Consider the following 20,519-nt stretch of genomic DNA (forward strand, 5'->3'; position numbering starts at 1 on the left):
CATCGAGCAAGAGTCCATCAAGGGAAGGTGACACCTCATGAGCACCACCCCGCAGATGAGCCCAACGGGACAGCAGTTCCCGACCACCTCGCCCCAGCAGCAGCCGTACGGCATGGGCACGTACGGGCTGGGCAGTTCGCTGGAGCAACTCCAGCAGCTCGGGCAGCAGCAGCCGTACCAGCAGCTGATGCATCAGCTCGGGCAGCCGCAGGTGCCCGGCGAGCAGCAGATGCAGCAGCAGCTCCAGCAGGTGACGCAGGCCGCGATCCAGCAGGTCTCGGCACAGGTGCTGCAGGCCGGCATCGCCAACGGTTTCATCGACATCGTGCAGCCGCTGCCCGGTCAGCCGCAGCAGATCTTCCTGCGCTTCCAGGACGGCTTCCGGGTCCTCAACAACCCGACCCAGCAGGCCCACCGGGAGATCCAGGAGGCGTTCGCCCGCGGCCACCAGGTGATCGGCGTCTGGGACAGCACGTCACCGGCGATCCTGCGCAGCGTGCGGGTGCAGAAGCTCTGATCCGTGCCCGGCCGGCTCTGACCCACGCATAGACGAAGGGGCGCTTCCTCCGCGGGAGGAAGCGCCCCTTCCGGCATGTTTGTCAGAGCGCCACGCCCAGCAGGGCATCCACGGCACGCGACACGACGCCGGGGGCCCCGGTGTCCGTGCCGCCCCGCTCGTCCTGCAGCGCCACCCACCGGTCCACGGCGGCCAGCGCGGCGGGCGCGTCCAGGTCGTTCGCGAGTGCCTCGCGGATCTCCTCGACGAGGGCCTCGGCGGGCGGGCCGTCGGGCCGGGAGACCGCGGCGCGCCAGCGGCCGAGCCGGGCCACCGCGTCGGCCAGGACCTGGTCGGTCCACTCCCAGTCGGCCCGGTAGTGGTGGGCGAGGAGGGCGAGCCGGATGGCGGCGGGGGCGACGCCGTCGCGGCGCAGCCGCGAGACGAAGACGAGGTTGCCCTTGGACTTGGACATCTTCTCGCCGTGCAGGGCGACCATGCCGGCGTGGACGTACGCCTTGGCCATGGGGAACTCGCCGGTCAGCACCTGGGCGTGCGAGGCGCCCATCTCGTGGTGCGGGAAGGCCAGGTCGGAGCCGCCGCCCTGGACGTCGAAGCCCATGCCGAGGTGGTCCAGGGCGATGGCGACGCACTCGATGTGCCAGCCGGGGCGGCCCCGGCCGAGCGAGCCGCCGTCCCAGCTGGGCTCGCCCTCGCGGGCGGCCATCCACAGCATCGGGTCGAGCGGGTTCTTCTTGCCCGGACGGTCCGGGTCGCCGCCGCGCTCGGCGGACAGCAGCCGCATGGCCGCGGCGTCGAGGTTCGAGACCTCGCCGAAGTGCGGGTCGGACTCGACGGAGAAGTAGATGTCGCCGTCGAGCTCATAGGCGGCGCCGAGGTCGCGCAGCCGCTCCACGAGCGGGACGATGCCGGGTATCGCCTCGACGGCGCCTATGTAGTGCCGCGGCGGGAGCATCCGCAGGGCGGTCATGTCCTCGCGGAACAGGGCCGTCTCCTTCTCGGCGAGGGCGACCCAGTCGAGGCCGTCCCGCTCCGCGCGCTCCAGCAGCGGATCGTCGACGTCCGTCACGTTCTGGACGTAGTGAACCTGCCGCTTGGTGTCGAGCCACACGCGCTGAACCAGGTCGAACGCGTTGTAGGTCGCCGCGTGACCCAGGTGGGTCGCGTCGTACGGGGTGATGCCGCAGACGTAGATACGGGCGACGGGACCGGGGTCGAGGGTGACGAGGCCGCCGGTCGCGGTGTCGTGGATCCTCAGGTCGCGGCCCTGACCAGGCAGGGCGGGGACCTCGGAAGCGGGCCAGGCATGCATGTACATGAGCCTAACCGGCCAGAAGTTCGGTATACGAACCGGACCGGGCCGGACGGCCGGAAAGGCGATCTTGCGATCCGGCGCCCGGTGTGCCTTCCCGGTGCTGCCGGTGTGCCTTCCCGGTACTACACCGGCGGCCAGGGAATCGCCGGCCACTCCCCGCTCGGCTCGGGGTGCTTCCCGGACGTGAGCAGCGCCCCGACACGCGCGCGCGTGGCCGCCAGCTCCGCGCCGGTGATCAGCCCGGCCAGCCGCACACCGAGCGCGCCGCCGTCGCCCAGGGCCTCCTCGATGCCCTTCAGGACGCCGACCGCCTCGGGGGTGAGCGGCTCCCCCGCCCAGCCCCACAGCAGGGTGCGCAGCTTGTTCTCGGCGTTGAAGGTGACCCCGTGGTCGATGCCGTACAGCTGTCCGTCGGCGGTGGGCAGCAGATGGCCGCCCTTGCGGTCGGCGTTGTTGATCACCGCGTCGAGGACGGCGAGCCGGCGCAGCCGCTCGTCGTCGGCGTGCACCAGCAGCGCGGTGCGGCCCTCATCCACCTCGGCGAAGCCGATCGCCTTCCAGCCCGGTCCCGGCTCCTCGCGGTCCACCAGGGCGAGCAGTTCGGCCTCGGGGGCCGCGTCGATCCACAGCTGGCACATGCCCTCGCCGTACGGCCCGGCGCGCAGCACGGTGGCCGGCACGAGCCCCCAGCCGGTGGCCTCGGAGACCTCGTAGGCGGCCACCTCGCGCTCGGCCAGGGTGCCGTCGGGGAAGTCCCACAGCGGGCGTTCCCCGGTGATCGGCTTGTACACGCAGGAAGCTTCCTGCCCGTCGATCGCGACCGTGCAGAACAGCGCCGCGTTGGACGCCTCGCGGATGCGGCCGCGCACCTTCAGCTCACCGTGGGTGAGCAGTTCGGCGGCGGTCACGCTCCGCGGCGGTATCCGTTCTGGCGCGGGCATACGTGTCCTTCCGGATCGAGCGGGAGGCTGCACAGCGGGCACGGCGGCCGCCCGGCGTTGACGACGTCGAGGGCGCGCTTGGCGAAGGCCCTGGCCTGCGCGCCGGTGAGCCGGACCCGCAGCATCGGGGGCCCGTTCTCCTCGTCCTGGAGCAGCCGCTCCTCGGCCTCCGCGAGGTCCTCGTCGGTGTCGGCGTCCAGCTCGACGAGCGCCTGGGCCTCGACGATCATGCGCTGCTCCTCGCCGTCCCAGGCCAGGGCCATGGTGCCGACGCGGAACTCCTCCTCGATGGGGGCGTCCAGCGGAGCCGCGTCCGCGACCTCGGTGGGCGCCACGGCGGGGACGGCGGCGTTGCCGCCACTACGGCGTACGACCTCGTCGAGCAGCTCGTCCATGCGCTCGGCGAGCGCGGCGACCTGGGTCTTCTCCAGGACCACGCTGGTCACCCGGGGGCCGGCGGTGGCCTGGAGGAAGAACGTACGGCGCCCGGGCAGTCCGACCGTGCCGGCCACGAAGCGGTCCGGCGGGTCGTAGAGGAATACCTGACGGGACACGTCCTGTCTCCATTGGAATCGAGAGTGCGTGAAACGAGAGTGCGGTGATCGGGGTTGCGTGGAGGTTCGTGCGTGCACGCGGATGGGTGGATCGCTTCACCCTACTGCGGCCGACGATCACGGTGCGCCCGCACCACCCCCGACCGGTGCGTCTTCTCCCGGGGGTTCCTCGCGTGGGGCAAGGGAGGCGAAATCCCCGGTGTCGCCGAGACGAACGAGAAAGGGCCTGAGGCGGGTGTAGCGGATCGCCGTGATGGAACACGGTTCGACGGAGATCCGCTGGAACAGGTCGAGATGAAGGCCGAGGGCGTCCGCGACGAGGGACTTGATGATGTCGCCGTGCGAGCACATGAGGTACACGGCGTCGGCGCCGTGCTCGTGCTCCACGCGCGCGTTCCACTCGCGTACGGCCTCGGCGGCGCGGGTCTGCATCGCCCGCATGGACTCCCCGCCGGGGAACGCGGCCGCCGACGGGTGGGCCTGCACCACCTGCATCAGCGGCTCGTCCTTGAGCTCGGCGAGCTTGCGGCCGGACCAGTCGCCGTAGTGGCACTCCCCGATCCGCTCGTCGGTGTGCGCGCGCAGTCCCGGCCGGGCGTCGAGGAGGGGCTGGATCGTCTCCTGGCAGCGCTGCAGCGGGCTGGTGACGACCTCGGCTACCGGCAGTTCGGCCAGCCGCCCGGGCAGCGCCGCGGCCTGGGCGGCCCCGCGCTCGTCGAGGGCGACACCCGGCGTCCAGCCGGCGAGCACGCCCGCGGTGTTGGCGGTGGACCGTCCGTGCCTTACGAGGATCAGGGTGGGCATGCGGCCCAGCGTAGGCGCACACCGGGGTGCGCAGACGGGCGGACGAAGGGAGAATACGCTCCGTGATCGTCGACTGCGCCATCTACCGCGACGGGCACCGGATGGAGGGTCCCGACGACTTCTCCGACGCCCTCGCCGAGGCGCGTGCCCGGGGTGACAGCTTCCTCTGGATCGGCCTGTACGAGCCGACGGAGAACGAGTTCGACCTGGTCACCGAGGAGTTCGGGCTCCATCCGCTGGCCGTGGAGGACGCCCTGAAGGCACACCAGCGGCCCAAGCTGGAGGTGTACGACGACTCGCTGTTCGTGGTGCTGAAGCCGGTGACGTACGAGCCGAAGAGCGACCGGGTGACCTCCGGCGAGCTGATGCTCTTCCTCGGCGACTCGTTCGTGGTGACCGTGCGCCACGGCGAGGGCTCGCCTCTCGGGACGATCCGGCGGCATCTGGAGGAGCAGCACGAGATGCTGCGGCACGGTACGACTGGGGTGCTGTACTCGATCGCCGACGCGATCGTGGACCACTATCTGGAGGTGGCCACCGAACTGGGCACCGATCTGGAGGAGTTGGAGGCCGAGGTGTTCTCGCCGTCGTTCGGCGGCTCGCGGCACACGGCGTCGCGGATCTACGCCTTCAAGCGGCAGGTCCTGGAGTTCCGCCGGGCGACGGTGCCGCTCGCGGTGGCGATGGGCAGGCTCGCGGGCGTGGGCGCCTCCGGCACGGCGGTGCCGTTCGTGCACGAGAAGGCGCGCCCGTTCTTCCGGGACGTCAATGACCACCTCACCCGGGTGAACGAGTCGGTGGAGGGTCTGGACCGGCTGGTGTCGGACGTCCTGTCGGCGTATCTGGCGCAGATGAGCGTCCGACAGAACGACGACATGCGGAAGATCTCGGCGTGGGCGGCGATGGCCGCGATCCCCACGATGATCGCGGGGATCTACGGCATGAACTTCGACCACATGCCCGAGCTGCACTGGCTGTGGTCGTATCCGGCGGTGATCGTGGCGGTGATCGCGCTGGAGGTCGTGCTGTACCGCCTGTTCAAGCGGCGCGGCTGGCTGTGACGCGGTCTCAGGCGAACTCGGCGGCGGTGGTCGCGGGTCCGCCGAGGGCGTTGCGCCGCTCGGGCATCCGCAGGGACACCATGCGCCGCCAACCCGCGAGCCGCTCCCACGCGTAGACGGCGTGGATGCCGGCCGCGAGCACCAGGGACCTGGACCTCGGCCAGCGCAGGATGCGCCCCATGCGGGCCATGACCGCGAGGCTGACGTCCCGGTAGATCCGGATCTCGGCCAGGGCGCACTCGCGCAGGGTGCGCTGGATGGCGCGGCCGTGGCCGGCGCGGGCGAAGCGGAGCAGTTCCTCGTGGCAGTAGGCGAGGTGGTTGTCCTCGTCCTGGGAGATCATCCGCACCGCGCGGCCGATGTCCGGGTGGTCGGCGAAGTGCTTGCGCAGCAGTTCCATCTGCTCGGATGCCCGCTGCTCGGTGACCCGGCTGTGGGCGAGGTAGGTGACGATGTCCTGCACGGTCAGCGGCCGGTCGGCGGTGAGCTTCTCGTGGGCGAGGCCGATGCCGTGCCCTTCGAGGAGCATGGTGTAGTCGGTGTCGGGCGGGACGGGGACGGGTCGCAGTCCGCGCTTCTTCATCAGGGCGTTGAAGATCCGCCCGTGCTTGTCCTCGTCCGCGCCGTGGCGGGCGATCTTGGGGGCGAGTTCGCGTTCGGTCTGCGGTACCAGCGCGGCGATCCGCGCGTTCTCCCAGCCGCCCTGGGACTCCCCGCTGGCCGCGATGGAGCAGAAGAGCCGGAAGGACTCGTCGTTGTCGAGGATCTCCTGGAACAGACTCTTGGCCGAAAGCATGGTGGGCACCTCTCCGCAGGACGTGCGGATTCCGCATATTTCGGCAGGTTCCGCAAAGAACGAGTCAATTGCGGCACCGGAGGCGTTGCAACAGCTGCGTCGGACAAGTGCGCCGAAAGAAGGAGCACCGGTGTCGTACCGGGGGCGTAACCGCCGGGGGCCCGGGCGCGTTGTTCCCCGTGACGGCCGTGGCGGGGAAGACCCCCGAGCCCCCACCACGGCCGCTGAAAGTCCCCTTCGGGCGTTACGCTCTCTTTACGTCCACTTTACCCCCGCATGGCATTTCCTCGCCGGTCGGCCTCACACCAGTCCGGCGCGCTCGGCGGCCTCGCTGCCGGCGCGGAGGGAGGCGATCCGCTCGTCGAGCGTGAAGCCCGCGGGAGCGAGGGTGAGGGTGGTCACCCCGGCCTCGGCGTAGGCCTTCATGCGGTCGGCGATGCGGTCCACGGAGCCGAGCAGCGTGGTCTGGTCGATCAGCTCGTGCGGTACGGCGGCCGCGGCGCCCTGCTTGTCGCCGGACAGGTACTTGTCCTGGACCTCGGCGGCTTCCTTCTCGTAGCCCATGCGCTGGGCGAGCTGGTTGTAGAAGTTCTGCTTGCGGCTGCCCATGCCGCCGACGTATAGCGCGGTGTAGGGGCGGAAGGTGTCGGCGAGCCGGGTCACGTCCTTGTCGTCGCCGACGGCCAGCGGGAGGGTGGGGCAGACGTCGAACCCGTCGAGGGTCAGGCCCGCCTTCTCCCGGCCCGCACGCAGGTACTTCATGGCGGTGTCCTCGAGGTGCTCGGCCGAGGGGAAGATCAGCAGCGCGCCGTCGGCGATCTCACCGGTCTGCTCCAGGTTCTTGGGGCCGATGGCGGCGATGTAGAGCGGGATGTGCTCGCGCTGCGGATGGACGGTCAGCTTGATCGGCTTGCCGGGGCCGCCGGGCAGCGGCAGCGTCCAGTGCTCGCCCTCGTACGACAGCCGCTCGCGCGTCATGGCCTTGCGCACGATCTCGACGTACTCCCGCGTCCGCGCCAGCGGCTTGTCGAACTTGACGCCGTACCAGCCCTCGGAGACCTGCGGCCCGGAGACACCGAGGCCGAGCCGGAAGCGTCCCCCGGAGAGCGAGTCGAGCGTCGCGGCGGTCATCGCGGTCATCGCGGGCTGGCGGGCGGGGATCTGCATGATGGCGGAGCCCACGTCGATGCGCTCGGTGCGCGCGGCGACGAAGGAGAGCACCGTGGGCGCGTCGGATCCATAGGCCTCCGCGGCCCAGCACACGGCATACCCGAGCCGGTCCGCCTCCTGGGCCACGGCGAGGTTGTCCGCGTCCATTCCGGCACCCCAGTAGCCGAGGTTGATCCCGAGCTGCATGAGCGCATCCCCTTACTGATCAGTAATGTCCCTGTGCCGGAGACACTAGCGCGGCGGGCCTTCCGTCGGCAGAGGGTGCCGCCTTCGGTGGGCGCGGCGGCCGGCCCGGCCCCGGTCCGCGCGCGGAAATCGGTTGTCCACAGGCAACCCAATCCATCACCTCTGGCCAGTAATCTCGGCGTTCATGGAGCAGAGGCATCTCGGCCGGACCGGCCTGCGCGTGTCCCGGATCGGGCTCGGCACCCTCACCTGGGGCCGGGACACCGACGAGCACGACGCCGCGGACATGCTGAAGGCGTTCTGGGAGGCGGGCGGGACCCTCGTCGACACCGCGGACGTGTACGGCGACGGAGAGGCCGAGTATCTGCTCGGACAGCTCATAGAAGGGCTCGTGCCGCGCCGGGACCTGGTCATCTCGACGAAGGCGGGGAGCGTTCCGGACCCGGACCGACGCTTCGACGGCTCGCGCGGTCATCTGCTCGCCGCGCTGGACGCCTCCCTCGCCCGCCTCGGCACGGACCACGTCGACATCTGGCACGTGCACGCCTTCGACCCGGACACCCCGATGGAGGAGACCCTCCAGGCCCTCGACCTCGCGGTGAGCAGCGGCCGGGCCCGCTATGCCGGAGTCTCCAACTTCTGCGGCTGGCAGCTCGCCAAGGCGGCGACCTGGCAGCTCGCGGCCCCGGGCACGCGCACCCGGCTGGCCAGCACACAGATGGAGTACTCGCTGCTCCAGCGCGGCGTGGAACGCGAGGTACTGCCCGCCGCCCTCGACCTGGGGGTCGGTCTGCTGCCCTCCTCGCCGCTCGGCCGCGGTGTGCTGACCGGCAAGTACCGCCACGCCACTCCCCCGGACTCGCGCGGTGCCTCGGAGCATCTGGCGCCCTTCGTGGCTCCGTATCTCGACGACACGGCGACCCGCATCGTGGACGCGGTGACGACGGCGGCGGACGGGCTGGCGGTGACTCCGCTCCAGGTGGCCCTCGCGTGGGTGCGCGACCGGCCCGGCGTGGCCGCCCCGATCATCGGCGTGCGCAACGCACAGCAGCTCACGGCGGCATTGTCAGTGGAGGCCCTTAGTCTTCCTGACGAGATCTGCCGGGCGCTGGACGATGTGTCGGCGCCCCTGCACCGCTATCCCGATCACGACTGGAGCACGCTGTGAGTACGGAGCCGGAGACCCCGGACGAAGCCGAGCCGGGGCCCCCGGAGGTCCCGGACGCCGCGGAGAGCGGCACCGCCGCCGGCCCGTCGGCCTCGGATGCCGGGGCGGAGGCCCGGCCCGATCGGGCGGAGACCGCCGCCGCGCCCGAACGGTCCGAGGCGGAAGCCGAGTTGGCGGCCCAACAGGTCGAACGGGAGCGGATCGAGCGCCGCAAGGCCGAGAAGAAGGGGCCGGTCGCCGCCGGCACCAAGCTCAGCGGCAAGGCGGCCGATCTGCTCGCGGCCGTACGGGCGGTGGAGAGCGGTGAGAAGCCGGCGTCCACGGTCTTCGCCGAACCGGCCCCCGCCCCGCGCAGACCGGCGTCGCCGGAGTCCGCGCGCCGACCGCGGCCCGCGGCACAGGCAGCCGGTCAGGCTCCCGCACTCACCGCGCCCGACCCTGCCCCTGCCCCTGCCCCGGAAGCCGTCGACGCCGTACGCCGTGTCCTGACCGAGGGCGGCGCGCCCGACGCCCTCGCGCCTCAGGTCGCGGCGGCCCTCGGCGAAGGCGCGGACACACAGCTGCGGGACGACCCGTGGCAGCTCCTGAAGGTCACCGGGGTGCGGCCCGAGCAGGCCGACGGGTTCGCGCGGGCACTGCTCGGCACGGAGTGCGGCCCGGACGACGAGCGGCGCGCCCGTGCGATGACCGGCTGGCTCCTTGAGCAGGCTGCCCTGGCCGGGCACACCGCCCTGGAGCTGCCCGTGCTCACCGCGGCGCTGGCCCAGCGGGGTGTGCCGGATCCGGACGCCGCCGTGCAGAGCGCCCTCGCGGAGGGTGAGGCCCTGGTCTTCCAGGACGCCCTCGACGAGCCGGGAGCCCCGGTCCGGCCGGAACCCCGGGAGGACGACGAGGAGGAGGACGGCGAGGAGCGGCCCGTCCGTGTCCTGGTCGGCCTGGAGCGGTACGCACTCGCCGAGGAGAGCCTCGCCGACGGCCTGGCCCGTCTGCTCAACTCCGTGCCCAAGGAGGACGGTCCGGGCGAGGCCCGGGAGCGGGCCGCCAGCGCTGCCGGGGGCTCCGCGGGCGAGCTGATCCGGGCGGTCGCGGCGCACGGGCTGGTGCTGCACACCGGCGGACACGCGTCTCTCGCCGACCCGGCACGCCTGCTGCACGAGGCGCCCGGTATCGGGCTGCGCGCCTGGGCGGTGACGCACACCGACGGCGGCCGGGACGACTTCACGGCCCTGGCGGCCGGGTTCGGCGAGCAGGACGGACCGTCCGGCGGCGGGACGGCCACCGTGGCGGGGCTGCTGTCCGGCGCCGAGGGCCCCGGGCGGGACGCGGACGGTGCGCTCGACCTCGACCTGCTGATCGTGCTGGACGCGCCCCAGTTGGACGTGGAGACGGCGGCCCTGCTCGTCGAGTCGCTGCCGGACGGCGCCCGGCTGGTCCTGGCCGGGGATCCCGCCGTGCTCTGGTCGGCCGGGCCCGGGCGGGTGTTCGCGGACCTGCTGGCGGCGCGGGTGTGCCCGCAGGTCGCCTCGCGCGTGCCCGATCCCGGCCCCCTCGGCGAACTGGTCTCCGGCATCGGCGTCGGCGAGCTCCACCAGGTCGAGGCGCCCGGCAAGGAGCTCGTCATCGTGCCGGTGCGGGACGCGGGCGAGGCGGTGCACCGGACCGTGCAGTTGGTCGCGGACTCCGTGCCGCGGGCCATCGGCGTACCGGCCGAGCACACCGTGGTGATCACCCCGGGGCACGGCGGAGCCGCGGGCACCCGTGCACTCAACACGGCGCTCAAGGAACGGCTCAACCCGGGCCCGGGCCGGTTCGGCGGCTTCGACCCGGGTGACCGGATCGCCTACTCCCCCGCGCCGGGGCGCACCTTGCCGGGCCTGGTGGTGAAGGCCGACGCCGACGGGCTGCACCTGTCGTGCTCGGGCGCCCCCGTGGTCGTACCGAGGGAGCGCGTGGAGCAGTCCGTGCGCCATGGGTGGGCGCTGACCGCGCACCAGGCCGTGGGGGGCCGCTGGCCCGCGGTGGTCGTGGTGCTGCCCGGTGACGCCGCACAGGCTCTGAGCCGGCCCTGGGTGTACACGGCGTTCAGCCGGGCGGCCCGCCATCTGTCCGTGGTCCACGGTGTGGAGCAGGCGCTGCCGAGGGCGGTCGCCGAGACCCTGGCCAAGCCGCGCACGACCCGGCTGCCGGCCCTGCTGAAGGCCCAGGTCCCGGCGTCCGGCTGAGCTCTCCGGCGGTGCCGGACCGGCCTCGGCGTCGGTCCGGCACCGCTCCGTGCGTCAGCGATCCACGATCGGTCACGCACGGGGCGAGGATCGACGGATCAGCGATCCGCGTCCAACGGCTCCAAGTCCTCGTCGCCGTCCAGGTCGAGCTCGTCCTCCAGACCGTCGTCCCCGGTCATGTCGTCGATCTCGTCGTCGATCTCGTCGTCGAAGACCGCGCTGACGTCGAAGCGGCAGACCACCCGCTGCGGGTCGACCTGCTCGAAGGGCGCCTCCAGCCACTCGCCGGGGTCGGTGGGGTCGTCCGCGGCGGTCACCCACAGCGTGGCGTCGCCCTCCTCCAGCCCGAACTCCTTGTGCCGGGAGGCGATCTCGTCCGGTTCGAACTCCCCGAACAGGACCCCCAGCGCCCCGTGCACCGTGCCGGAGGTCTCCGTGTCCGCGCCGTCCCCGTACTCCACCGCCTCGACCCGCTCGGCCTGCGCGAGCAGTCGCTGTGGTTCCGCGACGGAGTAGTCGCGGCGGATCAGCACACTGATCGCGCTCGGTTCCTCGGGGCCCGCGTACGGCGGCAGCGTGTCTTCCGTACCGGGGATCTCGAAGGGCGTGACCTCGTCATAGCGGTCGTAGAGCAGCTCGTCGTACGCCTCGGCGGCCGCGGCCAGCTCGTTGAACGCCTCGTAGACACCGGGGTCGTCCTCCCCCGACCTGCGTTCGACCGCAGCCAGGTGACGGTCGAGCGCGGTCTTGACCGCCTCGGCGGCGGCGCGTACCTCGGCAGCGGTGGGCTGCGCAGCATCAGACATAGTGCAGACGCTATCCGTACCGGGCCCCAGCCCGCACAATAGATGCGATGCCGGAATACGAATTTGTCGACGTGTACGTACCGCGCGGGGTCTCCCGCAAGGAGGCGACGCGTCTGCTGACGGACCATGCCGAGTACGGACACTGGGAGTTGGACCGACTGAGCCTGATGCGCGACGGCAGCCGCAAGGTGCGGTTGCGCCGGCGGATCATTCGCCAGGTGCGCGCCACGTGGTGAGCCGGGGCACCTGAACGGAGCGGGCCCCGCTTCGGCGGGGCCCGCTCCGTTTTCCCGGGTTCCGGTCCTGTCCCGTGCCCGTGCGCTATGCCGAGGCGCGGGCCTTGCGGTACATCACGGCCCCGGCGAGCAGGGCCCCCGCGCCCACCGGCAGCACGATGCCGATCGGCAGGTCACTACCGGTGTGGGCGAGCTGCGCGGCGCCGGAGGGCAGCTGGGCGACGACGGAACTCGCCCCTTGCGGGCCGCGGTGCGAGGAGCCGCCGGGGGTGCCGTGGCCCTTGGAGGGCGGTGTGCCCGGGTGACCGGGCGTTCCGGGGTGGCCCGGGTGACCGGGCGTACCCGGCTGACCGGGGTTGCCGGGCTGACCGGGCGGCGGCGTACCGTGGCCGCCCCCTGGAGGCGTTCCATGGCCCCCGCCGGGCGGCTGGCTGGGGTGTCCGCCCCCGGAGCCGCCGTTGGCGCAGTCGTTGCCCATGGCGGCGTTGCCGGCCCCCACGACATTGACGCTGTTGCCGCACACATTGACCGGCACGTCGATCGGCGCCTGCACGGTGTTGCCCGAGCCGACGCCGGGCGAGCCCGAGGTGTGTCCGCCCGCGTGCGAGCCGCCGTGATCACCGGAGCCGCCCTGGTCGGCGCACTTGTTGCCCACGGACGGGTTGAGGAGCCCGACGACGTTCACGGTGTTGCCGCAGATGTTCACCGGCACATGCACCGGTGCCTGCACGGTGTTGCCGGACAGCACGCCCGGCGAGTTCGAAGCGGTGCCGCTCGCGCCCGAGTCGGCGTGGGCGTAGCCGCCCGCCGCGGCGAGAACTCCGGTGGCCGCAGCCACGGTCATCAGTCCCTTGCGGGTACCCAGTCGCATTGGTGATTCCCCCCTGCCTTCGTTCCTGCTACGAATTTCCTGCGCTGAATTCGTACGGCGAATCCTCCGGTGAATTCAGCGTGAAAAGACCGTTCGGCCCCGGAGCGCAAGGCGCGCGCTCCGGGGCCGACGGAAGGACGCCCCTCGGGGAGTCGTCGTCAGTGGTTGACGCAGGTGTTGCCGAAGGCGGGGTTCAGCAGCCCGATCACCGAGATCGTGTTGCCGCAGACGTTCACCGGGACGTGCACCGGCACCTGGACAACGTTGCCGGAAACGACACCCGGGGAGTGCACGGCGGCACCCTGGGCACCGGAGTCGGCGACGGCGAGGCCCGCGCCAGCGAGCACCAGACCACCAGTGGCAGCCGCAGCAGCGACGACCTTCTTGAGCATTGTTCCTCCTTGTTGGCAAAGCGATCCCAAGTAGCTGATCGCATCACCAGTAACGAGGAGGGAGTAATGGAGCTACGAACCTATGGTCACATTCACTCTTCTCAGTCACCTCCGTACAGGTGGCCGATTATCAAAGTCGCCGGGTGATTCGTTTCGGCGGGCTTTCAGGACGCGTCGATGAACCGGTCGAGCACCCGCACACCGAACTGCAGCCCGTCCACCGGCACCCGCTCGTCGACGCCGTGGAACATGCCCGCGAAGTCCAGCTCCGGCGGCAGCTTCAGCGGCGCGAAGCCGAAGCCGCGGATGCCGAGGTCGTCGAAGGACTTGGCGTCCGTACCGCCCGAGAGCATGTACGGGACGGCCTTGGCGGCCGGGTCCTCGGCGAGCAGCGCGGACTGCATGGCCTCGACGAGCGCCCCGTCGAAGGTGGTCTCCAGGGCCTTGTCGGAGTGCACGTCCGCGCGCTTGACCTTCGGGCCGAGGATCCGGTCGAGGTCGGCGAGGAACTCCTCCTCGAACCCGGGCAGGAACCGGCCGTCGATATTGGCGGTGGCCTCGCCCGGGATGACGTTGACCTTGTAGCCGGCGTTCAGCTGCGTGGGGTTGGCCGTGTTGCTCAGGGTCGCGCCGATGAGCTTGGCGATGCCGCCCAGCTTGGCGAGGGTCGACTCCATGTCCTCCGGGTCGAGCTCGGTGCCGAGCGCGTCGCCGAGTTCGTCGAGGAAGGCACGGGTCGTCTTGGTGACCCGCACCGGGAACTTGTGCCGCCCCACGCGCGCGACCGCCTCGGACAGCTCGGTGATCGCGTTGTCCCGGTGGATCATCGACCCGTGCCCGGCCGTGCCGGCCACGGTCAGCTTCATCCAGTGCATGCCCTTCTCGGCCGTCTGGATCAGATAGAGGCGCCGCTGCTCGTTCACGGTGAACGAGAACCCGCCGACCTCGCTGATGGCCTCGGTGACGCCGTCGAAGAGGTCGGGATGGTTGTCGACCAGCCACCGGGCGCCGTACGTGCCGCCCGCCTCCTCGTCCGCGAGGAAGGCGAGCACGATGTCCCGGGGCGGCCGACGCCCGCCGCGCAGCCGGTCGCGCACCACGGCGAGCGTCATGGCGTCCATGTCCTTCATGTCGACGGCACCGCGCCCCCACACGCATCCGTCCGTGACCTCGCCGGAGAACGGGTGGTGGGTCCAGTCGTCGGCATTGGCCGGTACGACGTCGAGGTGGCCGTGGATCAGCAGCGCGGGCCGCGACGGGTCCTCGCCCTCGATACGGGCCACGGTCGAGGCACGCCCCGGGTGCGACTCGAAGATCCTCGGTTCGAGACCCACCTCGGCGAGCTTCTCGGCCACGTACTCGGCGGCCTTGCGCTCGCCGGGGCCGGAGTGGTCTCCGTAGTTGCTGGTGTCGATCTGGATCAGCTCGCGGCAGAGGTCCACGACCTCGTCCTCGCCGGTGACGCCTCTGGCCGTGTCCGTCTCGCTCACGCCGATTCCTCCCACTGTCACTGCTGGTCGGTCCCTCTCATCCTCCCTCTCCCCCGCGTCCGCCCCAAGACCGGACCCGGTCCGTCACAGGCCGTTCACGCTGCCACGGGCCCGGGGACGGGGCGTGATCGGCCCCCCCGAAAGCCTGGTAATGTTTCCTTCGTCGCCGCGAGGGAAACCCCGCACGACAGACACCTTGTCCGGGTGGCGGAATGGCAGACGCGCTAGCTTGAGGTGCTAGTGCCCTTTATCGGGCGTGGGGGTTCAAGTCCCCCCTCGGACACCAGTGAGGGCCTCTGCTCAGCAGGGGCCCTCGGGCTTTCCCTCCGACGGTTCCTGACGGTCCGTCATCCGCACGGGCGCACCCCACGGCCGGTCAACTGGGCGGTGCGTGGCGCCAGTTCTGCATGCCGTCTGCACGGATGTGGGCCATCTCTCGTCTCCCCCACGGATCTCCAGGTCACAGGCGTGCGCCCGCGCCCACGGCCTCCCCCGGACGGCTGCCCCAAGTGGCCGGACGAAGGGGTGGAGCATAGCGTCGTACTAATATTTCCGGCTTGTTACCGAGCTGGAGCCGGACAACCCCAGGCAGACCTGCGGGCCCGCCAGCGCCCCGGAGGCTTCCGGGAACTAGACGCGAGGACCGGATGGCAGCCATTCAGGAGGGCAGCGCCCTCGGCCTGCTCGACGAGGAAATCCGCGAGCAGTTCGGCGACACGGCACGCTTCTCCGCGGGAGCGGCCGCCTCGCCGCGGACGCTCGTCGACGTGTTCGACGCATCCGTACGGTCGTACCCGGACGAGCTCGCCCTGGACGACGGGACGACGCGCTTCACCTACCGGGCCCTGGCCGTCGAGGTGGAGCGACTGCGGCTGCGGCTCGCGGACGCGGGCGTCGGGCTCGGGGACCGGGTGGGCGTGCGGGTGCCGTCCGGGACCAATGAGCTGTACGTCGCCGTCCTGGCCGTGCTCGCGGCCGGTGCCGCCTACGTTCCCGTCGACGCCGAGGACCCCGACGAGCGGGCCGAGCTGGTGTTCGGGGAGGCGCAGGTGCGGGCCGTGATCGGGGCCGGGCACCGGATCAGTGTCGACGGCACGTCGGAGGTCCCGGCCGCCCGCCCCGGCATCGAGCACGACGCCTGGATCATCTTCACCTCCGGGTCCACCGGCAAGCCCAAGGGCGTTGCCGTCACGCACCGCAGCGCCGCCGCGTTCGTGGACGCCGAGGCGGCCCTGTTCCTCGTCGAGGAGCCCATCGGGCCCGGGGACCGGGTCATGGCGGGGCTGTCGGTCGCCTTCGACGCGTCCTGCGAGGAGATGTGGCTGGCCTGGCGGTACGGCGCCTGTCTGGTGCCCGTGCCCCGCTCGCAGGTCAGAAGCGGTGCCGACCTCGGTCCCTGGCTGGTCGAGCAGGAGATCACCCTCGTGTCCACGGTGCCGACGCTGGCCGCGCTGTGGGAGCCGGAGACCCTCAACGACGTACGTCTGCTGATCTTCGGCGGTGAGGCCTGCCCGCCCGAGCTGGTGCAGCGGCTGGTCACGGAGGGGCGCGAGGTGTGGAACACCTACGGGCCCACCGAGGCGACCGTCGTGGCGTGTGCGGCGCTGATGACCGGTGAGGAGCCGGTGCGGATCGGGCTGCCGCTGGGCGGCTGGGAACTGGCGGTCGTCGACGAGGCCGGGGAGCCCGTGCCCATGGGCGGCAGCGGGCAGCTGGTCATCGGCGGGGTCGGGCTCGCGCGGTATCTCGACGCCGAGAAGGACGCGGAGAAGTACGCGCCGCTCCAGTCGCTGGGCTGGGAGCGCGCGTACCGCAGCGGTGACCTGGTCAGGGCCGATCCCGAAGGGCTGATCTTCCTGGGGCGGGCCGACGAGCAGATCAAGCTCGGCGGGCGCCGTCTCGAGCTCGGTGAGGTGGACGCCGCGCTCCAGGCGCTCCCGGGCGTCGCGGGGGCCGCGGCCGCCGTGCGCACCGCCCGCGGCGGCAACCAGCTCCTTGTCGGCTATGTCGTCACCCAGGACGGCTGGGACCACGCGGCCGCCGTCGAGAAGCTCCGGGCCGAGCTGCCCGCCGCCCTGGTGCCGCTGCTCGCGCCGGTCGGTGAACTGCCGACCCGGACGTCCGGGAAGGTCGACCGGGACGCCCTGCCGTGGCCCCTGGAGGGCCTGGAGACCGGCGGGAAGGCCGAGCAGCTCTACGGCACCGAGGCCTGGCTCGCCGAGCAGTGGACGGAAGTCCTCGGCATCCCGGTGAGCAGCGCCGGTGACGACTTCTTCGCAATCGGCGGCGGCAGCCTGGCCGCCGCCCAGCTCACCACCCGGCTGCGCACCCGCTACCCGAGCGCCGCCGTCCTCGACATCTACCAGCAGCCCACCCTGCGCAAGCTGGCCCGGCGCCTGGAGGCGTCCGCGCACGACGACAGCGCGCGGCGGACGGTCGCGCCGGTCCCGGTGCGCGCCCAGATCATCCAGCTTCTCCTGCTCGTCCCCCTGTACACCCTGCTCGGGCTGCGCTGGACAGTGGCCCTGGCCGCGCTCGGGAACCTGCTGCCCGGCTACTCCTGGCTGCCGACCGCACCCTGGTGGCTGATCGCGGCGGGCGCCGTGCTGTTCTTCAGCCCGCCCGGACGGCTCGCGCTCGCCGCGGGCGGGGCGCGGCTGCTGCTGCGGGGCGTGCGGCCCGGCCGGTATCCGCGCGGCGGGAGCGTGCATCTGCGGCTGTGGGCCGCCGAGCGGCTGGCCGAGTTCAGCGGGGCGATCACGCTGACCGGATCGTGGCTGGAACGGTACGCGCGGGCGCTGGGCGCCAAGGTCGGCCAGGACGTGGATCTGCACTCGCTGCCCCCGGTCACCGGCATGCTCAAGCTGGGGCGGGGTGCCGCCGTGGAGTCCGAGGTGGACCTGTCCGGGTACTGGCTGGACGGGGACCGGCTGGAGATCGGGCCGGTGAAGGTGGGTGCGCACGCCGTCGTCGGGACGCGCAGCATGCTCTTCCCGGGCGCGCGGGTCGGCAAGCGGGCCGAGGTGGCGCCCGGTTCGGCCGTCACCGGGCAGATTCCCACCGGTCAGCGGTGGGCCGGCGCGCCCGCGGTCAAGCTCGGCAAGGCCAAGCGCAACTGGCCCAAGGAGCGGCCGCAGCGGGGCACGTACTGGCGGGTGATGTACGGCGTGACGGGCGTAGCGCTGAGCGCCCTGCCGGTGTCGGCGGCGGTGGCGGCGCTGCTGGTCGCCGGTGTGTTCGTGACGCCCGGGGCGGGACTCGGCCAGGCCCTGCGGGGAGCCGCGCTCGCGCTCGTCCCGGCCACGCTGGCCTACGGGCTGGTGTACGCGCTGAAGATCCTGCTCGCCGTACGGCTGCTCAGTGTGGGTCTGCGCGAGGGCACGCATCCGACGCACAGCCGGATCGGCTGGCAGGCGTGGACCGTCACTCAGCTGATGGACCGGTCCCGGGAGACGCTGTTCCCGCTGTACGCGGGCCTGGTGACGCCGGTGTGGCTGCGGCTGCTCGGGATGCGGATCGGTCGGGGCGCCGAGGTGTCCACCGTGCTCGCCCTGCCGAGCCTGACCACCGTCGGCGACGGGGCCTTCCTGGCGGACGACACGCTGACGGCGCCGTACGAGCTCGGCGGTGGCTGGGTGCGGATCGGGCGCGCGGAGATCGGGCGGCGGGCGTTCCTCGGGAACTCCGGGATGACCGCGCCGGGGCGGAGCGTGCCGGACGGCGGTCTGGTCGGCGTGCTGTCGGCGACGCCGAAGAAGGCCAAGAAGGGCACCTCGTACCTCGGGCTGCCGCCGGTGAAGCTGCCGCGCAGCGCGAACGACGGCGACCAGAGCCGTACGTACGACCCGCCGGCCCGGCTGCTGTGGGGGCGCGGGCTGGTGGAGCTGTGCCGGATCGTGCCGGTGTTCTGCTCGGCGGCGCTGGCCGTGCTGACGGTGGCGGCGCTGTGCGCGCTGGGGGCGTGGGCCCCGCTGCTGTCGGGTCTCGTGCTGCTCGCGGCCGGGGCGACGGCGGCGGTCGTGTCGATCGTGGCGAAGTGGCTGCTGGTGGGGCGGCACCGCAGCGGGGAGCATCCGCTGTGGAGCTCCTTCGTGTGGCGCAACGAGCTGGCGGACACGTTCGTCGAGGTCGTGGCCGTGCCGTGGCTGGCCGGGTCGGTGCCGGGCACTCCGCTGATGACGGCATGGCTGCGGGGGCTCGGCGCCCGGGTCGGCAGGGGCGTGTGGGTGGAGAGCTACTGGCTGCCGGAGACGGACCTGGTGACCCTGGAGGACGCCGCCACCGTGAACCGTGGCTGTGTGCTCCAGACGCACCTCTTCCACGACCGGATCTTGCGGACGGATACTGTTGTTCTCCGTGAGGGCGCCACGCTGGGCCCTGGCGGGATCGTGCTGCCCGGCAGCACGGTCGGGGCCCGTACGACGCTGGGTCCCGCGTCGCTCGTCATGGCCGCGGAGTCCGTCCCGGACGACACCCGCTGGCTCGGCAACCCGATCGAGGCATGGCGGCCCTGAACGCGGGCCACTCGGCGCCGGTGGGCGGTGCACCGGTGGAGCGGAGTGGCGGCACAGTGCAGGGAGCGAACGCGGCAGTGGCAGTTCAGCAGTCAGTGGGCCGGGACCCGTACTTCCCGGACAACGGTGATCCCCGCTACCGGGTGCATCGCTACGAACTCACGCTGGACTACCGTCCCGGCCCCAACCGGCTGGCGGGGACGGTCCGGATCAACGCCATCGCGGGGCGCTCGACGCTCACCGAATTCCAGTTGAACCTGGCCGACTTCAAGATCGGCCGGGTGCGGGTGGACGGCCGGCAGCCGCACTACACGCACCGCGCGGGCCGGCTGCGGATCCGTCCGGCGAAGCCGTTGCGGGCCGGGGCCGCCTTCACCGTCGAGGTGCACTGGTCGGGCAACCCCAGGCCGGTGCCCAGCCCCTGGGGCGGGATCGGCTGGGAGGAGCTGGACGACGGGGCGCTGGTGGCGAGCCAGCCGATCGGAGCGCCGTCCTGGTACCCGTGCAACGACCGGCCCGCCGACAAGGCGTCGTATCTCATCTCGGTGACCACGCCGTCGGCGTACTCGGTGGTCGCGGGCGGGCGTCTGCTGACCCGTACGACGAAGGCCTCGACGACCACCTGGGTGTACGAGCAGTCCGCGCCCACGTCGAGCTATCTGGTCGGGCTGGCGATCGGCAAGTACCAGACGGTGCTGCTGGGCGACCCGGGTCCGGGCGGGGTTCCGCAGCACGGGCACATCCCGGCGCAGTTGCTCCCGGAGTTCTCGCGGGACTTCGCGCGGCAGCCCGCGATGATGGAGTTGTTCCAGGAGCTGTTCGGGCCGTACCCGTTCGACGAGTACGCGGTCGCGGTGACCGAGGAGGAGCTCGATGTGCCCGTCGAGGCACAGGGGTTGTCGTTGTTCGGCGCCAACCACGTGGACGGGGCGCGGGGTTCGGAGCGGCTGATCGCGCACGAGCTGGCGCACCAGTGGTTCGGCAACTGCCTGTCCATCGCGGACTGGCGGCACATCTGGCTGAACGAGGGCTTCGCCAAGTACGCGGAATGGCTGTGGTCGGAGCGCTCGGGCGGCCGCAGCACGCAGCAACTCGCCGCGACGGCACACCGGTTGCTGTCCACGCTGCCGCAGGACCTCCGGCTGGCCGACCCGGGCCGCAAGTCGATGTTCGACGACCGGCTCTACGAGCGCGGCGGCCTGGCGATCCACGCGGTGCGCTGCGCGCTGGGCGACGACGCGTTCTTCCTGATGCTGCGCAGCTGGGTACGGCTGCACCGCAACGGGGTGGTGTCCACGCCGATGTTCACCACGCACGTGGCCCGCTTCGCGGACGAACCACTGGACGGCCTGTTCGAGGCCTGGCTGCACCGGGGGCCACTGCCGCCGCTACCGACGCCGGCCGCACCACGGGGGACGACGGACTCGGCCTGAGCTGGGGTGCGCTCCAACAGGGTTGCTGTCGCAGGGGGGTTGA

At 72.0% G+C, this 20,519-nt stretch carries 17 protein-coding genes and 1 tRNA gene; 8 read left to right on the plus strand and 10 right to left on the minus strand.

Going from position 1 to position 20,519, the window contains the following annotated elements:
- Positions 1 to 37: 37 nt before the first annotated feature.
- Positions 38 to 517: a hypothetical protein gene (locus tag ACZ4EG_RS22330; RefSeq protein WP_467791799.1), complete on the plus strand. Its 480-nt coding sequence runs from the start codon at positions 38 to 40 to the stop codon at positions 515 to 517.
- A gap of 82 nt (positions 518 to 599) precedes the next feature.
- On the opposite strand, the gene mshC is transcribed toward ACZ4EG_RS22330, so the two are convergent.
- The 4 genes from mshC to ACZ4EG_RS22350 form a co-directional block, all read right to left on the minus strand.
- Positions 600 to 1,829: a cysteine--1-D-myo-inosityl 2-amino-2-deoxy-alpha-D-glucopyranoside ligase gene (mshC, locus tag ACZ4EG_RS22335; protein ID WP_453549806.1), complete on the minus strand. Its 1,230-nt coding sequence runs from the start codon at positions 1,827 to 1,829 to the stop codon at positions 600 to 602.
- Positions 1,830 to 1,954: 125 nt separating this feature from the next.
- Entirely contained in the window at positions 1,955 to 2,773 is an 819-nt protein-coding gene (locus ACZ4EG_RS22340) for an SCO1664 family protein (protein WP_467791800.1), read from the minus strand.
- On the minus strand, positions 2,737 to 3,327 hold the full coding sequence (locus ACZ4EG_RS22345; RefSeq protein WP_263206914.1) for a DUF3090 domain-containing protein: 591 nt from the start codon (positions 3,325 to 3,327) through the stop codon (positions 2,737 to 2,739). Before ACZ4EG_RS22345 ends, ACZ4EG_RS22340 begins: the two co-directional genes overlap by 37 nt.
- Before the next feature lie 117 nt (positions 3,328 to 3,444).
- On the minus strand, positions 3,445 to 4,131 hold the full coding sequence (locus tag ACZ4EG_RS22350) for a histidine phosphatase family protein (RefSeq protein ID WP_467791801.1): 687 nt from the start codon (positions 4,129 to 4,131) through the stop codon (positions 3,445 to 3,447).
- Between the two features lie 62 nt (positions 4,132 to 4,193).
- On the opposite strand from ACZ4EG_RS22350, the gene corA reads away from it, so the two are divergent.
- Positions 4,194 to 5,192, plus strand: coding sequence for a magnesium/cobalt transporter CorA (gene corA, locus ACZ4EG_RS22355; RefSeq protein ID WP_453549815.1), 999 nt, complete (start codon positions 4,194 to 4,196; stop codon positions 5,190 to 5,192).
- Between the two features lie 7 nt (positions 5,193 to 5,199).
- Here the strand turns inward: corA and ACZ4EG_RS22360 are convergent, their stop codons facing one another.
- Both ACZ4EG_RS22360 and ACZ4EG_RS22365 read right to left on the minus strand, forming a co-directional pair.
- Positions 5,200 to 5,988, minus strand: a complete 789-nt coding sequence (locus ACZ4EG_RS22360) for a ferritin-like domain-containing protein (protein WP_467791802.1) — start codon at positions 5,986 to 5,988, stop codon at positions 5,200 to 5,202.
- Positions 5,989 to 6,288: 300 nt separating this feature from the next.
- The gene (locus ACZ4EG_RS22365) at positions 6,289 to 7,344 is read right to left on the minus strand and encodes an LLM class F420-dependent oxidoreductase (RefSeq protein WP_453549819.1); all 1,056 of its coding nucleotides are present in this window, start codon (positions 7,342 to 7,344) and stop codon (positions 6,289 to 6,291) included.
- A 184-nt stretch (positions 7,345 to 7,528) separates the two neighbouring features.
- Here ACZ4EG_RS22365 and ACZ4EG_RS22370 point away from each other — a divergent pair, with 184 nt between their 5' ends.
- The gene (locus ACZ4EG_RS22370; protein ID WP_390711002.1) at positions 7,529 to 8,512 is read left to right on the plus strand and encodes an aldo/keto reductase; all 984 of its coding nucleotides are present in this window, start codon (positions 7,529 to 7,531) and stop codon (positions 8,510 to 8,512) included.
- Positions 8,509 to 10,734, plus strand: coding sequence for a helix-hairpin-helix domain-containing protein (locus ACZ4EG_RS22375; protein ID WP_467791803.1), 2,226 nt, complete (start codon positions 8,509 to 8,511; stop codon positions 10,732 to 10,734). Before ACZ4EG_RS22370 ends, ACZ4EG_RS22375 begins: the two co-directional genes overlap by 4 nt.
- A gap of 98 nt (positions 10,735 to 10,832) precedes the next feature.
- On the opposite strand, the gene ACZ4EG_RS22380 is transcribed toward ACZ4EG_RS22375, so the two are convergent.
- Complete coding sequence (locus tag ACZ4EG_RS22380; protein WP_453549825.1) at positions 10,833 to 11,540, minus strand: hypothetical protein; 708 nt, start codon at positions 11,538 to 11,540, stop codon at positions 10,833 to 10,835.
- A 47-nt stretch (positions 11,541 to 11,587) separates the two neighbouring features.
- Here ACZ4EG_RS22380 and ACZ4EG_RS22385 point away from each other — a divergent pair, with 47 nt between their 5' ends.
- The gene (locus ACZ4EG_RS22385; RefSeq protein ID WP_067050609.1) at positions 11,588 to 11,776 is read left to right on the plus strand and encodes a DUF5703 family protein; all 189 of its coding nucleotides are present in this window, start codon (positions 11,588 to 11,590) and stop codon (positions 11,774 to 11,776) included.
- 85 nt (positions 11,777 to 11,861) lie between these two features.
- Here the strand turns inward: ACZ4EG_RS22385 and ACZ4EG_RS22390 are convergent, their stop codons facing one another.
- From ACZ4EG_RS22390 to ACZ4EG_RS22400, 3 genes are all read right to left on the minus strand, one after another.
- A complete protein-coding gene (locus ACZ4EG_RS22390; RefSeq protein WP_467791804.1) occupies positions 11,862 to 12,647 on the minus strand; it encodes a chaplin in 786 nt (261 codons plus the stop codon).
- A 158-nt stretch (positions 12,648 to 12,805) separates the two neighbouring features.
- Positions 12,806 to 13,039, minus strand: coding sequence for a chaplin ChpH (gene chpH / locus ACZ4EG_RS22395; protein ID WP_317442434.1), 234 nt, complete (start codon positions 13,037 to 13,039; stop codon positions 12,806 to 12,808).
- Between the two features lie 164 nt (positions 13,040 to 13,203).
- Positions 13,204 to 14,529, minus strand: coding sequence for a M20/M25/M40 family metallo-hydrolase (locus ACZ4EG_RS22400; protein ID WP_453549830.1), 1,326 nt, complete (start codon positions 14,527 to 14,529; stop codon positions 13,204 to 13,206).
- 198 nt (positions 14,530 to 14,727) lie between these two features.
- Here ACZ4EG_RS22400 and ACZ4EG_RS22405 point away from each other — a divergent pair.
- The 3 genes from ACZ4EG_RS22405 (at position 14,728) to ACZ4EG_RS22415 (ending at position 20,476) form a co-directional block, all read left to right on the plus strand.
- A tRNA-Leu gene (locus ACZ4EG_RS22405) sits at positions 14,728 to 14,815 on the plus strand.
- Positions 14,816 to 15,176: 361 nt separating this feature from the next.
- Positions 15,177 to 19,043 (plus strand): Pls/PosA family non-ribosomal peptide synthetase, encoded by a 3,867-nt coding sequence (locus tag ACZ4EG_RS22410; RefSeq protein WP_467791805.1) that lies wholly within the window; start codon positions 15,177 to 15,179, stop codon positions 19,041 to 19,043.
- Between the two features lie 77 nt (positions 19,044 to 19,120).
- Positions 19,121 to 20,476: a M1 family metallopeptidase gene (locus ACZ4EG_RS22415; RefSeq protein ID WP_467791806.1), complete on the plus strand. Its 1,356-nt coding sequence runs from the start codon at positions 19,121 to 19,123 to the stop codon at positions 20,474 to 20,476.
- Positions 20,477 to 20,519: the final 43 nt, after the last annotated feature.

The organism is Streptomyces sp. NPDC025638 (assembly GCF_055558775.1).

Excerpts from the sequence above, each read along its gene's own strand:
- ACZ4EG_RS22340 (WP_467791800.1), bottom strand. The coding sequence starts at position 2,773 with ATGCCCGCGCCAGAACGGATACCGCCGCGGAGCGTGACCGCCGCCGAA.
- ACZ4EG_RS22350 (WP_467791801.1), bottom strand. The coding sequence starts at position 4,131 with ATGCCCACCCTGATCCTCGTAAGGCACGGACGGTCCACCGCCAACACC.
- ACZ4EG_RS22365 (WP_453549819.1), bottom strand. The coding sequence starts at position 7,344 with ATGCAGCTCGGGATCAACCTCGGCTACTGGGGTGCCGGAATGGACGCG.
- ACZ4EG_RS22330 (WP_467791799.1), top strand. The coding sequence starts at position 38 with ATGAGCACCACCCCGCAGATGAGCCCAACGGGACAGCAGTTCCCGACC.
- ACZ4EG_RS22410 (WP_467791805.1), top strand. The coding sequence starts at position 15,177 with ATGGCAGCCATTCAGGAGGGCAGCGCCCTCGGCCTGCTCGACGAGGAA.
- ACZ4EG_RS22390 (WP_467791804.1), bottom strand. The coding sequence starts at position 12,647 with ATGCGACTGGGTACCCGCAAGGGACTGATGACCGTGGCTGCGGCCACC.
- ACZ4EG_RS22385 (WP_067050609.1), top strand. The coding sequence starts at position 11,588 with ATGCCGGAATACGAATTTGTCGACGTGTACGTACCGCGCGGGGTCTCC.
- ACZ4EG_RS22370 (WP_390711002.1), top strand. The coding sequence starts at position 7,529 with ATGGAGCAGAGGCATCTCGGCCGGACCGGCCTGCGCGTGTCCCGGATC.
- mshC (WP_453549806.1), bottom strand. The coding sequence starts at position 1,829 with ATGCATGCCTGGCCCGCTTCCGAGGTCCCCGCCCTGCCTGGTCAGGGC.
- ACZ4EG_RS22380 (WP_453549825.1), bottom strand. The coding sequence starts at position 11,540 with ATGTCTGATGCTGCGCAGCCCACCGCTGCCGAGGTACGCGCCGCCGCC.
- chpH (WP_317442434.1), bottom strand. The coding sequence starts at position 13,039 with ATGCTCAAGAAGGTCGTCGCTGCTGCGGCTGCCACTGGTGGTCTGGTG.
- ACZ4EG_RS22360 (WP_467791802.1), bottom strand. The coding sequence starts at position 5,988 with ATGCTTTCGGCCAAGAGTCTGTTCCAGGAGATCCTCGACAACGACGAG.